Source organism: Priestia sp. YIM B13486 (assembly GCF_042787865.1).
In the GTDB taxonomy this organism is placed as follows: domain Bacteria; phylum Bacillota; class Bacilli; order Bacillales; family Bacillaceae_H; genus Priestia; species Priestia megaterium.
In genome coordinates this window covers 92,940-105,301 of record NZ_JBHZOZ010000001.1, presented here as the reverse complement: position 1 = coordinate 105,301, position 12,362 = coordinate 92,940, and the positions used below count along the sequence as shown (strand labels likewise).

At 39.6% G+C, this 12,362-nt stretch carries 13 protein-coding genes and 1 pseudogene; all 14 read left to right on the top strand.

What is annotated here, in order from left to right; all coding sequences use genetic code 11:
* Nucleotides 1-51: 51 nt before the first annotated feature.
* The 14 genes and pseudogenes from rimP (at nucleotide 52) to ACFX4G_RS00420 (ending at nucleotide 12,282) form a co-directional block, all read left to right on the top strand.
* Entirely contained in the window at nucleotides 52-522 is a 471-nt protein-coding gene (gene rimP / locus ACFX4G_RS00485) for a ribosome maturation factor RimP (RefSeq protein WP_013084764.1), read from the top strand.
* Between the two features lie 37 nt (nucleotides 523-559).
* Nucleotides 560-1,672 (top strand): transcription termination factor NusA, encoded by a 1,113-nt coding sequence (gene nusA, locus ACFX4G_RS00480; RefSeq protein ID WP_013058839.1) that lies wholly within the window; start codon nucleotides 560-562, stop codon nucleotides 1,670-1,672.
* A gap of 13 nt (nucleotides 1,673-1,685) precedes the next feature.
* A complete protein-coding gene (rnpM, locus tag ACFX4G_RS00475; RefSeq protein ID WP_013058838.1) occupies nucleotides 1,686-1,967 on the top strand; it encodes an RNase P modulator RnpM in 282 nt (93 codons plus the stop codon).
* Complete coding sequence (locus ACFX4G_RS00470; protein WP_013058837.1) at nucleotides 1,967-2,266, top strand: YlxQ family RNA-binding protein; 300 nt, start codon at nucleotides 1,967-1,969, stop codon at nucleotides 2,264-2,266. The genes rnpM and ACFX4G_RS00470 overlap by 1 nt, the downstream gene beginning before the upstream one ends.
* Before the next feature lie 22 nt (nucleotides 2,267-2,288).
* A pseudogene (infB, locus tag ACFX4G_RS00465) lies at nucleotides 2,289-4,157 on the top strand (translation initiation factor IF-2); the annotation flags it as partial.
* A complete protein-coding gene (locus tag ACFX4G_RS00460; RefSeq protein WP_016765375.1) occupies nucleotides 4,154-4,432 on the top strand; it encodes a DUF503 domain-containing protein in 279 nt (92 codons plus the stop codon). The pseudogene infB and the gene ACFX4G_RS00460, both read left to right, overlap by 4 nt.
* A gap of 14 nt (nucleotides 4,433-4,446) precedes the next feature.
* Nucleotides 4,447-4,812, top strand: a complete 366-nt coding sequence (rbfA, locus tag ACFX4G_RS00455) for a 30S ribosome-binding factor RbfA (protein ID WP_013058834.1) — start codon at nucleotides 4,447-4,449, stop codon at nucleotides 4,810-4,812.
* A gap of 92 nt (nucleotides 4,813-4,904) precedes the next feature.
* Nucleotides 4,905-5,822 (top strand): tRNA pseudouridine(55) synthase TruB, encoded by a 918-nt coding sequence (gene truB, locus ACFX4G_RS00450; protein ID WP_377572576.1) that lies wholly within the window; start codon nucleotides 4,905-4,907, stop codon nucleotides 5,820-5,822.
* A 28-nt stretch (nucleotides 5,823-5,850) separates the two neighbouring features.
* Nucleotides 5,851-6,807, top strand: a complete 957-nt coding sequence (gene ribF / locus ACFX4G_RS00445) for a bifunctional riboflavin kinase/FAD synthetase (RefSeq protein WP_043976521.1) — start codon at nucleotides 5,851-5,853, stop codon at nucleotides 6,805-6,807.
* A gap of 149 nt (nucleotides 6,808-6,956) precedes the next feature.
* Nucleotides 6,957-7,226, top strand: coding sequence for a 30S ribosomal protein S15 (gene rpsO / locus ACFX4G_RS00440; RefSeq protein ID WP_013058831.1), 270 nt, complete (start codon nucleotides 6,957-6,959; stop codon nucleotides 7,224-7,226).
* A gap of 168 nt (nucleotides 7,227-7,394) precedes the next feature.
* Nucleotides 7,395-9,521, top strand: coding sequence for a polyribonucleotide nucleotidyltransferase (gene pnp, locus ACFX4G_RS00435; RefSeq protein WP_013084762.1), 2,127 nt, complete (start codon nucleotides 7,395-7,397; stop codon nucleotides 9,519-9,521).
* A gap of 142 nt (nucleotides 9,522-9,663) precedes the next feature.
* Nucleotides 9,664-10,644 carry a polysaccharide deacetylase family protein gene (locus ACFX4G_RS00430; RefSeq protein ID WP_016765374.1) on the top strand — a complete coding sequence of 327 codons (981 nt, stop codon included), beginning with the start codon at nucleotides 9,664-9,666 and terminating at the stop codon, nucleotides 10,642-10,644.
* A 28-nt stretch (nucleotides 10,645-10,672) separates the two neighbouring features.
* Nucleotides 10,673-11,917 (top strand): M16 family metallopeptidase, encoded by a 1,245-nt coding sequence (locus ACFX4G_RS00425; protein WP_028411394.1) that lies wholly within the window; start codon nucleotides 10,673-10,675, stop codon nucleotides 11,915-11,917.
* 98 nt (nucleotides 11,918-12,015) lie between these two features.
* The gene (locus ACFX4G_RS00420; protein ID WP_016765372.1) at nucleotides 12,016-12,282 is read left to right on the top strand and encodes a YlmC/YmxH family sporulation protein; all 267 of its coding nucleotides are present in this window, start codon (nucleotides 12,016-12,018) and stop codon (nucleotides 12,280-12,282) included.
* Nucleotides 12,283-12,362: the final 80 nt, after the last annotated feature.

The following is a 12,362-nucleotide window of genomic DNA, read 5'->3' as shown; positions in this document are numbered from 1 at the left end:
AAAAACGCGTAACCTAAACATACCATGCAATGTCTCGAAGGGAGGATTAGAATGAGTAAAAATGTAAAACAAACAGTGGAAGAAATGGTTTCCCCTATCTTAGAGGAAATGAATTTAGAGCTTGTTGAAATTGAATACGTAAAAGAAGGAAAAGATTGGTTTTTACGTGTGTTTATCGACTCTGATACTGGCGTGGATATCGAAGACTGCGGAGCAGTAAGTGAAAAATTGAGTGAGAAAATGGATGCAGTAGATCCAATCCCTCATAACTATTTTTTAGAAGTATCATCGCCTGGTGCGGAACGCCCATTAAAAAAAGATAAAGATTTTGAACGTGCAATTGGTAAGCATGTATACATAAAAACATATGAACCAATTGAAGGTGCAAAAGAATTTGAAGGCGAATTACAATCATTTGACGGAGAAACTGTCACATTATCTATTCGTATCAAAACACGCACAAAAACGGTGGTTTTACCATATGACAAAGTCGCTTTTGCTCGATTAGCGATTGTATTTTAATGTGTAGGGGCCAATATTAAAGGGGGATTATCCAACGATGAGCAGTGAGTTATTTGATGCCTTAGTCATTCTTGAAAAAGAGAAAGGCATTAGCAAAGATGTAATTATTGAAGCAATTGAAGCAGCGCTAATTTCTGCTTACAAACGCAACTTTAACCAAGCGCAAAACGTACGCGTTGATTTAAATTTAGAAAGAGGTTCAATGCGCGTGTTTGCTCGCAAAGATGTGGTTGATGAAGTATATGACCCACGCCTGGAAATTTCGGTTGAAGAAGCACAAACAATCAACCCTAACTTCCAACTAGACGATGTGGTTGAAATCGAAGTAACGCCAAAAGACTTTGGACGCATCGCGGCTCAAACAGCAAAACAAGTTGTTACACAGCGTGTTCGTGAGGCGGAACGAGGCGTTATCTATTCAGAGTTCAGCGATCGCGAAGAAGATATTATGACAGGTATTGTTCAGCGTCAAGATTCTCGCTTCATCTATGTGAGCCTTGGCAAAATTGAAGCATTGCTTCCTCAAAGCGAGCAAATGCCAAATGAGCAGTATAAACCTCATGATCGTATTAAAGTGTATATTACGAAAGTAGAAAAAACAACAAAAGGCCCGCAAATCTATGTTTCACGTACGCACCCAGGTCTTTTAAAACGTCTTTTCGAAAAAGAAGTACCGGAAATCTATGACGGTACAGTTGAATTAAAATCAGTAGCTCGCGAAGCTGGAGACCGTTCAAAAATCTCTGTTCATTCTGAGTATGCTGAAGTAGATCCGGTCGGTTCTTGTGTTGGGCCAAAAGGTCAGCGCGTACAGGCTGTTGTAAATGAACTAAAAGGTGAAAAAATTGACATCGTTCGCTGGTCAAATGATCCAGTTGAATTTGTTGCCAACGCTTTAAGTCCATCTAAGGTAGTAGATGTGATTGTAGATGAAAATGAAAAAGCAACAACTGTTATCGTTCCTGACTATCAGCTGTCACTTGCAATTGGTAAACGTGGACAAAATGCACGTCTAGCTGCTAAGCTGACAGGCTGGAAAATTGATATTAAAAGTCAATCAGAAGCTGAACAAGAAGGCATGGTTGTAAAAAACAGCGATGATATGCTAGTAAGTCAACATGCATTTGATTCAGATGAAGATATGGAATAAGAGGTGAGCCAAGGTGAACAATCGTAAAAAAGTCCCGATGCGAAAATGTGTGGCCACTGGAGAAATGAAGCCTAAAAAAGAGCTAGTACGCGTTGTACGCTCAAAAGAAGGCGACGTTTCAGTTGATGTAACGGGTAAAAAGTCCGGGCGCGGAGCTTATGTAAGCAAGGATAAAGAAGCAATTTTATTGGCAAAAAAGAAAAATGTGCTTTCGACACATTTAGGCGCGTCAATAGATGAAGCGGTTTATGAAGAGTTGCTAGCGCTTGTAGAAAAGGAGAAACAGTCACGCTAATGAATGAACAATGGATCTCCTTTTTAGGGCTTGCAAACCGTGCACGAAAATTGATTTCTGGAGAAGAACTTGTGGTTAGAGAAGTTCGGAAACAAAAAGCAAAGCTAGTACTTTTAGCAAGCGATGCGTCTGAAAACACAAAGAAAAAAGTAACGGATAAATGTTCTTACTATAACGTTTCGGTTAAAATCGTTCCCGATCGCTATACGCTAGGTCAAGCGATTGGTAAAGATGCTCGAGTTGTAGTAGCCGTTATGGACGAGGGATTTGCTAAAAAGCTAGCAACGATGCTCGGTTAATTTTATGGGGGTGAAAGTATTGAATAAAAATACAAAATCAACAGCTAACAAAGGAAACAATAAAGGTAACAAAAAGCCACAGGCACAAAAGTCACAGGCACCAAAAGGTAGACCAGCTCCAGCAGCTGCAAAAGAGTTACCGGAAAAAGTAACGTTTGTCGGAAGCTTAACGGTTTCTGAGTTAGCAAAAGAATTAGGCAAAGAGCCTTCTGAAATTATTAAAAAACTATTTATGCTTGGTGTAATGGCAACAATTAACCAAGAGTTAGATAAAGATTCTATCGAACTAATTGCCGGAGAATACGGTGTAGAAGTTGAAGAAGAAGTAGTGGTAGATGACACTGCTTTTGAATCATTAGAAATCATTGATGACGAAAAAGACCTTCAAGTGCGTCCTCCAGTTGTTACAATCATGGGTCACGTTGACCACGGTAAAACAACGCTTCTTGACTCTATCCGTAACACAAAAGTAACGGCTGCAGAAGCAGGCGGTATCACGCAGCATATCGGTGCTTATCAAGTTGTGGTTGACGAAAAGAAAATTACATTCCTTGATACACCAGGGCATGCTGCATTTACAACGATGCGTGCTCGCGGTGCGCAAGTAACGGATATTACAATCCTTGTTGTTGCAGCAGACGATGGTGTAATGCCTCAAACAATTGAAGCGATTAACCATGCAAAAGCGGCAGAAGTGCCAATTATTGTTGCGGTTAACAAAATGGATAAAGAAGCAGCAAATCCAGATCGCGTTATGCAAGAACTAATGGAGCACGGCCTTGTAGCTGAAGAGTGGGGCGGAGAAACAATCTTCTGTAAGCTTTCAGCCATTTCAGGTGAAGGGATCGATCAATTGCTTGAAATGATTTTACTTGTAAGTGAAGTAGAAGAGTTAAAAGCAAATCCTAACCGTCGTGCAGCAGGTACAGTTGTAGAAGCACAGCTAGATAAAGGCCGTGGGTCTGTAGCAACGCTTCTTGTTCAAACTGGTACACTACGCGTAGGTGATCCAATCGTAGTCGGAAATACGTTTGGCCGCGTTCGCGCAATGGTAAATGATATCGGCCGCCGTGTGAAGGAAGTAGGACCATCTACTCCGGTTGAGATTACTGGCTTAAACGAAGTTCCGTTAGCTGGAGATCGTTTCTTAGTGTTTGAAGATGAGAAAACAGCTCGTCAAATCGGAGAAGCTCGTGCTCAAAAGCAGCTTGAACAACAGCGCGGTGAAAAATCTCGCGTAAGCTTAGATGATTTATTTGAAAAAATTAAACAAGGTGAAATGAAAGACTTAAACCTTATCGTAAAAGCAGACGTACAAGGTTCTGTAGAAGCATTGGCTGCTGCTCTTCAAAAGATTGATGTAGAGGGTGTAAATGTTCGTATTATCCATACGGGTGTAGGTGCGATTACAGAATCTGATATCATTCTTGCAACTGCTTCTAACGCAATCGTTATCGGCTTTAACGTGCGTCCGGATGCTGGAGCAAAACGTACAGCTGACGTAGAAAACGTAGATATTCGTCTTCACCGCATTATTTATAAAGTAATTGAAGAAATTGAATCTGCGATGAAAGGAATGCTTGATCCTGAGTTTGCTGAAAAAATCATCGGTCAAGTGGAAGTACGTCAAACATTCAAAGTATCAAAAGTTGGTACAATCGCAGGAAGTTACGTAACAGACGGTAAAATTACACGTAACAGTGGAATTCGTTTAATTCGTGACGGAATTGTTATCTTTGAAGGTGAAGTAGATGTGCTAAAACGCTTTAAAGACGATGCAAAAGAAGTCGCTCAAGGATATGAGTGTGGTATTACAATTAAAAACTTCAATGATATTAAAGAAGGAGACATTATTGAAGCATATGTAATGGAGCAAATTGATCCTAAATGATTGGACTAGTGGAGTGTGAATGCTTAATTTACAATGCTGCTTCTCTTAAAGAAAAACGTGCCGTGCTTCAGCGCATCTTGATGCGCTTGAAGCAGCGGTTTAACGTATCAGTTTCAGAAACTGATTTTCAAGATGTGTGGCAACGAACAAAAATTAGCATTGTCGCAGTCTCATCTAGCCGTGTCACAACGGAACAAGAACTGCAAAAAGCGCTAAGCTTGATTGATTCTTTTCCAGAGATTGAACGTACCATTACAACTTTTGATTGGTTATAAAAGGGGTGACACAGATGAACATAAGAGCAACTAGAGTCGGAGAACAAATGAAAAAAGAGATGGGCGAGATTTTAAATCGTAAAATCAAGGATCCGCGCATCGGTTTTGTGACTGTAACAGATGTTCAAGTATCAGGCGATTTACAGCAAGCGAAAGTGTATATCTCTGTTTTAGGAGATGCTGAACAGCGTGAGAATACGTTAAAAGGCCTTGCGAAAGCAAAAGGATTTATCCGCTCAGAAATCGGTCAGCGCATTCGCTTACGTAAAACACCTGAAATTACGTTTGAGTTTGATGAATCAATTGATTATGGTAATCGAATTGAATCATTGCTTCATGAAATTAAAAAAGAAAGCGATGACCATCAAGAGAACGAATAAGATCGGTGAATGTAGAAACAAAAAAGGGTGTCTCAAAAGTGGTTTTTGCTTCTGAGACACCCTTTTTTAAATGAAAAGGAGATGAAGAATGAGTGGACGGTGTTTTAATTTTACATAAACCAGCTGGCCTGACTTCGCACGACTGTGTGTTTAAAGTCCGAAAGCTGCTTCGCACTAAAAAAGTAGGGCATACAGGCACATTAGACCCAGACGTTACAGGGGTATTGCCTATTTGTATCGGTAGAGCTACTAAAATTGTAGAGTATCTAACAGGAGCTACTAAAACCTATGAAGGAGAAGTTACACTCGGATTTTCTACAACAACAGAAGATTCTTCCGGAGAGGTTGTAGAAGAAAAGAAAGTAGTGGATTCTTTTTCACGTGCTCAAATCGAAGAAGTGCTGTCTTCGATGACAGGAGAACTTCAGCAAGTGCCTCCAATGTACTCTGCGGTAAAGGTCAAAGGTAAAAAGCTATATGAATATGCAAGGCAAGGAATCGAAGTAGAGCGCCCTGTTAGAACCATTCATATCTATAACTTTGAACTGCTGGACGATCGCGCTATATTTGAGGGAGAACAAATTTCCTTCAAATTCCGCGTAACGTGCAGCAAAGGTACATATGTGCGAACGCTTGCTGTGATGATTGGAGAAGCACTTGGCTATCCGTCTCATATGTCTTATTTGCAGCGAACGGGTTCAGGGCAGTTTTCACTGGACGATTGTGTGACATTTGAAGATGTTGAACGGGCGGTAGAAGAAGAAACGATCAATGAGAAACTGCATTCGATCGAAGAAGCTCTTAATCATTTGCCGAAACTTCAAATTAGTGATACATTAGCAGAGAAAGTGAAAAATGGCGCGGTATTGCCGTGCACAGAAGATGAAGAGTTAAAAAAAGAACCATTCTTTTTAATGATAAATTCAGCAGGCAAGTGCTTAGCAATTTATGCTCAGCACCCAACGAAAAAACATTTAATGAAGCCGGTTAAAGTGTTGGCAATCGACTAGACCGGTTAGGGAAAAGGTGAACTGTGTTTTGGAAACGATTGAAATTCGACATCCACACCACTTTCAACGAGAAGCTGTTCAACAATCAGTGTTAGCGCTTGGTTATTTTGATGGTGTGCATTTAGGGCATCAGCAAGTGATAAATTCAGCAAAACAGTTAGCGGATGAAAAAGGCATAGCTAGTGCTGTGATGACGTTTACTCCTCACCCTTCTGTGGTGCTTGGGCGCAATGTGCAGCACATTGATATGATCACACCACTTCAAGAAAAAAAGAAACTCATTGAGGAAATGGGAATTGACTTTTTATATATCGTTCATTTTGATAAACAGTTTGCAGCACTATTGCCTCAAGAGTTTGTTGATCAGTATATTATTGGCCTGAATGTGCAGCATGTGGTAGCTGGATTTGACTATACGTATGGAAAGTTAGGTAAAGGAACAATGGAAATACTACCATTTCATTCTCGATCAAAATTCACTCAAACAACAATTGATAAGTTAACAAATGGCGAAGAAAAAATTAGTTCAACGCTCATTCGCGAAAATTTAGCAAATGGAGACATGCATCGAGTAAAAGAGCTGCTTGGGCGCTATTATGAAGTGTCGGGTACAGTGACTCATGGAGAAAAGCGAGGCAGGCAAATAGGTTTTCCGACTGCTAACATCGCTTTAGACGATGAGTATTTACTTCCGCGCATCGGCGTGTATGCTGTTGAGCTTCAGCTCCACGGCAAGTGGTATGCAGGAGTATGCAACGTGGGCTATAAGCCGACTTTTCATGATAATTTAGAAAAGCCAACAATCGAAGTCCACTTATTATCATTTGACGAGCAAATCTACGATCAGCACGTAACGGTGAAATGGCACCGAATGATTCGTTCAGAAAAAAAGTTCAGCGGCATCGAAGAGCTTGTCGGTCAGATCTCAAGGGACAAGGAAGAAGCCCTTGCTTATTTTGAAGGAATTCAAAAGCATAAGAAATAAAAAAATATATATAAATAGTTGCTACGACTTGCTTTTTGTTCTAATAAGTAGTAACATAACACTTGTATGTAAAACAACCATTGCTTGGCATTACGATTCACCAACGTTTTGCTCGGTAACTGGGGTTTAATAATAAGGAGGTGAATAGGATGGCTATCACACAAGAGCGTAAAAATGAAATCATTAGTGAGTACAAAACTCATGCGAACGACACTGGTTCTCCAGAAGTTCAAATCGCTGTCCTAACAGAGCAAATTAACAATCTAAACGGTCACTTACGTACTCATAAAAAGGATCACCATTCACGTCGTGGTCTTTTAAAAATGGTAGGTCGACGTCGTAACTTACTTAACTACCTACGTAACAAAGACGTTACTCGTTATCGTGAGTTAATCAACAAACTTGGTTTACGTCGATAATAAGAAGAAAGCGGGAGCATTCCCGCTTTTTTAGTATGTACATTTAAGAAACATTAAAGATGCTACATAATGTGAAAAAAGCTATTGTTTTTGGATATTTCGTTTATAATAAAACTATCACATTTGATTACATACATATTTTATATGTAGAGAGGGGTACTCGTCGATATGGAACAAGAAAAACGAGTGTTCTCCGTAGATCTAGCTGGACGAAAGCTAGAAGTTGAAGTTGGCCAGTTGGCAAAACAAGCAAATGGCGCAGCATTAATCCGCTATGGAGACACAGTTGTATTAAGTACAGCAACGGCTTCAAAAGAGCCTAAAAATGTAGATTTCTTCCCGTTAACAGTAAACTATGAAGAGCGTTTATATGCAGTCGGTAAAATCCCAGGTGGATTCATTAAGCGTGAAGGCAGACCAAGTGAAAAAGCAATCTTGGCTAGCCGTTTAATCGACCGTCCGATTCGTCCTTTATTCGCAGATGGTTTCCGAAACGAAGTTCAAGTTGTCAGCGTTGTAATGAGCGTAGATCAAAACTGTTCTTCAGAAATCGCGGCAATGTTCGGTTCTTCATTAGCATTATCAGTATCTGATATTCCATTTGAAGGTCCTATTGCAGGCGTAATCGTAGGCCGTGTAGACAATGAATTTGTTGTAAACCCAACGGTAGATGAGCTTGAAAAAAGCGATATTCATCTAACGGTTGCTGGTACAAAAGATGCGATCAACATGGTTGAAGCAGGCGCTGATGAAGTACCGGAAGAAGTAATGCTAGAAGCAATTATGTTTGGACACGAGCAAATTAAAAAGTTAATTGCGTTCCAAGAAGAAATTGTAGCAGCAGTAGGCAAAGAAAAAGTAGAAGTTGCGCTTTATACTGTGGATGCTGACCTTGAGCGTCAAGTTCGCGAAATTGCAGAAGGTGACATGAACCGTGCCGTTCAAGTTCAAGAAAAGCATGCGCGCGAAAATGCGATTAAAGAAGTGAAAAGCGCAGTAGCCGCAAAATTTGAAGAGCAAGATGTAGAAGAAGAAGTACTAAATCAAGTGAATGAAATTTTATCGAAGCTTGTTAAAAGTGAAGTGCGTCGCTTGATCACAGAAGAAAAAGTGCGTCCTGATGGCCGTAGTATTGACGAAATTCGTCCACTTTCTTCTGAAACAAACTTGCTTCCTCGTACACACGGATCTGGATTATTTACGCGTGGACAAACTCAAGCACTTAGCATCTGTACATTAGGTGCACTTGGCGATGTGCAAATTTTAGATGGTTTAAGTGTAGAAGAATCTAAACGCTTCATGCATCACTATAACTTCCCTTCATTTAGTGTTGGTGAAACTAGACCGATGCGCGGACCGGGTCGTCGTGAAATTGGACATGGTGCGCTAGGTGAACGTGCACTTGAGCCTGTTATTCCAAATGAAAAAGATTTCCCTTATACAATTCGTCTTGTATCTGAAGTATTAGAGTCAAACGGTTCTACTTCACAAGCGAGTATTTGTGCAAGTACGCTTGCAATGATGGATGCAGGGGTTCCAATTAAAGCACCTGTAGCAGGGATTGCCATGGGTCTGATCAAATCAGGTGAACACTACTCGATTCTAACGGACATTCAAGGAATGGAAGATCACCTAGGAGATATGGACTTTAAAGTAGCAGGTACGGAAAATGGAGTAACTGCGCTTCAAATGGATATTAAAATTGACGGGTTATCTCGTGAAATTTTAGACGAAGCCCTTCAACAAGCAAAAAAAGGCCGTATGCAGATCTTAAATCATATGATGTCAACGATTGCTACGCCTCGTCAAGAGCTTTCTCAATATGCGCCTAAGATCCTTACAATGGCTATTAACCCTGATAAAATTCGTGATGTTATTGGACCAAGCGGTAAGCAAATCAATAAAATCATCGAAGAAACAGGCGTTAAAATTGATATCGAACAAGATGGTACAATCTTCATTTCTTCTATTGATCAGCCAATGAATGAAAAAGCGAAGAAAATTATTGAAGATCTTGTACGCGAAGTTGAAGTCGGCCAAATGTACTTAGGAAAAGTAAAACGAATTGAAAAATTCGGTGCATTTGTAGAAATCTTCAGCGGAAAAGATGGGCTTGTTCACATTTCAGAGCTTGCAGAAGAGCGTATTGGAAAAGTGGAAGACGTTGTATCAATTGGCGACGAGATTCTAGTTAAGGTTATGGAAATTGATAAACAAGGCCGCGTTAACTTATCTCGTAAAGCAATTTTAAAAGAACAAAAAGAAAAAGAAGAAAAAGCAAAAGAAACAAAATAATCTTCTTTTACTACTATATAGATATTGTGAAATCGTCCATACATGAAGAAAATCCATGTGTAGGGCGATTTTATCGTTTGTAGATGTTTGTTCTACCTTGTCCCCTTTATACATATTTTAAATGGTAAAGGGGGAAGGATAAGTGAAGAGAACCATTGTGCAATTTACAGCATTTCTATTTTTACTGGCAATTACATATAAATCTATTTATAATCCTTTTGCTGAAGCATATATAGAAGCACTTAAATCCGATGTACAACTTGTATCAGCTCAGCATGATGCGTTATATCAAAAGATTGAAGAAAAAGCAAAAGATTATGAAAAGCCGGCAGCGAATGCACGAATCGATCCCGTTTGGAAACGGGTTCCTGGCTATAACGGCATAAAAGTTGATCTTGCTGCTTCTTATAAAAATATGAAACCTGCGGGTAAATTTGATGAAAAAAAACTAGTGTACAAACAGGTTAGACCAAAGGTTCACTTGAAGGATTTACCACAGGAACCTATCTACCGTGGACACGATGAAAAGCCTATGGTATCGTTTACAGTGAACGTAGCATGGGGGAACGAGTATTTGCCTAAAATGTTAGAAGTGCTAAAAAAGCACCATGCTAAAGCAACTTTCTTTTTAGAAGGAAAATGGGTTAAAAATAATCCAGATATGGCAAAAATGATTGTAGACGCAGGGCATGAAGTAGGAAACCACTCTTATTCTCATCCTGATATGGCCACTTTATCGGCTAGTCAAATCAATCAGCAGCTTAAAAAAACGAATGATATTATTACGTCTACTACGGGACAAAAAGTAAAATGGTTTGCTCCGCCGAGCGGCAGTTTTCGCCCCGAAGTAGTAACGCTTGCTTCTCAGTTAAAAATGAGTACCATCATGTGGACGGTTGATACAATCGATTGGCAAAAGCCAAGTTCAGAAGTGTTAATTAATCGAGTAATGAAAAAGATTCACCCAGGGGCTATTGTACTGATGCACCCGACTGAATCAACGGCTGAATCGCTTGACCAATTGTTAACCGATATTGAACGCAAAGGCCTCAAAGTTAGCGATGTGTCAACAATGCTAGATGAAGAACGAATGATGAAAATACCTTCTTCTACTAAGAAGTAAGTGAGATAAGCAAAAGGGAGGCACTAGCTTGATAAAACGATATACGTGCAAAAATGGTGTAAGAATTGTATTGGAAAATATCCCAACTGTTCGATCTGTGGCCATTGGGGTGTGGATCGGAACGGGTTCTCGAAGTGAACACCCTGAAATTAATGGTGTATCACATTTTCTTGAACATATGTTTTTTAAAGGAACAAAAACAAGATCTGCTCGTGAAATTGCAGAAAGCTTCGACCGCATTGGCGGACAAGTAAATGCATTCACTTCTAAAGAATACACGTGTTACTATGCAAAAGTATTAGATGAACATGCAGATCAAGCGCTCGATGTGCTGGCGGATATGTTCTTTAATTCTTCATTTGATGAAGAGGAATTAGCTCGTGAAAAAAATGTTGTATATGAAGAAATTAAAATGTATGAAGATACACCTGATGATATTGTACACGATTTATTAGGAAAAGCCGTATATGGCAATCATCCATTAGGCTATCCAATTTTAGGAACGGAAGATACGTTAAAAACATTTAACGGTGATTCGCTTCGTCAGTATATGGAGCAAATGTATATTCCCGAAAACATCGTTATTTCAGTAGCTGGAAACATTGATGAAAGTTTTATTCAGCAGGTGGAAAACTATTTTGGTACATATACGTCAAGTCACTCCGCTCATCAATATGTTCAGCCAGAGTTCCATACAAATCATATTGCGCGCAAAAAGGAGACTGAACAAGCTCACCTTTGCCTTGGCTTTAAAGGTTTGCCAATCGGCGGAGAAGATGTATATAGCTTAATTGTATTAAATAACGTGCTTGGTGGAAGTATGAGCAGTCGTTTGTTCCAAGAAGTTCGCGAACAGCGCGGCTTGGCTTACTCTGTTTTCTCTTATCATTCTTCTTATCGAGACAGCGGTCTTGTTACGATTTATGGGGGAACGGGAAGCCATCAGCTCGACGTATTATATGATACGGTTCAAGAAACGCTTTATGATTTGAAAGACAAAGGGATTACGGATAAAGAACTTGCTAACAGCAAAGAGCAGCTGAAAGGAAACTTAATGCTGAGCCTTGAAAGTACAAATAGCCGTATGAGCAGAAACGGAAAAAATGAGTTAATGCTAGGCTATCACCGTTCATTAGATGAGATTTTAGATCTTGTTAATGCCGTGACTAAAGATAGTGTAAATGGTCTTGCGCGAGATATTTTCAAAGATGAATTTGCTCTTTCGCTAATAAGCCCGAGTGGAGATTTACCTAAAGGTTTTAAAGGAAATTAAACAGTAAAAGTAAGGTTGGCTAAAATAATTGAGCCAGCCTTATTTTTTTGTCATTTTTTGTACGGTTGTTCAATAAATTAGATGAAAGGAGGGATTCTATGAGATTAAGCGAACTGAGTGGAAAAGAAATTGTAGATGTTAAGCGAGCAGAGCGTTTGGGTATTTTAGGGCAAACGGATCTTGAAATTAATGAACATACGGGACAAATTAATGCGCTTATTATTCCATCTGTGAAGTGGTTTGGGTTTCGAAAGCAAGGAGATGAAGTGCGAGTGCCGTGGGGGAATATCGAAAAAATTGGTACAGATATGGTGATTGTAAATGTCCAGCAGCTAGAAGACATAAACAATCAGTCAACAAAATAAGAAACGAGATGCTTCCTGCATCTCGTTTCTTTTATTTTCAGGGATAAAGATTCACCGATTCCTGTGTGTTTACATAGTAT

Bases quoted from the DNA above. Each gene is read 5' to 3' on its own strand.
- nusA (WP_013058839.1), top strand. From the start codon at position 560: ATGAGCAGTGAGTTATTTGATGCCTTAGTCATTCTTGAAAAAGAGAAA.
- rimP (WP_013084764.1), top strand. From the start codon at position 52: ATGAGTAAAAATGTAAAACAAACAGTGGAAGAAATGGTTTCCCCTATC.
- ACFX4G_RS00420 (WP_016765372.1), top strand. From the start codon at position 12,016: ATGAGATTAAGCGAACTGAGTGGAAAAGAAATTGTAGATGTTAAGCGA.
- rpsO (WP_013058831.1), top strand. From the start codon at position 6,957: ATGGCTATCACACAAGAGCGTAAAAATGAAATCATTAGTGAGTACAAA.
- ACFX4G_RS00460 (WP_016765375.1), top strand. From the start codon at position 4,154: ATGATTGGACTAGTGGAGTGTGAATGCTTAATTTACAATGCTGCTTCT.
- rbfA (WP_013058834.1), top strand. From the start codon at position 4,447: ATGAACATAAGAGCAACTAGAGTCGGAGAACAAATGAAAAAAGAGATG.
- pnp (WP_013084762.1), top strand. From the start codon at position 7,395: ATGGAACAAGAAAAACGAGTGTTCTCCGTAGATCTAGCTGGACGAAAG.
- ACFX4G_RS00470 (WP_013058837.1), top strand. From the start codon at position 1,967: ATGAATGAACAATGGATCTCCTTTTTAGGGCTTGCAAACCGTGCACGA.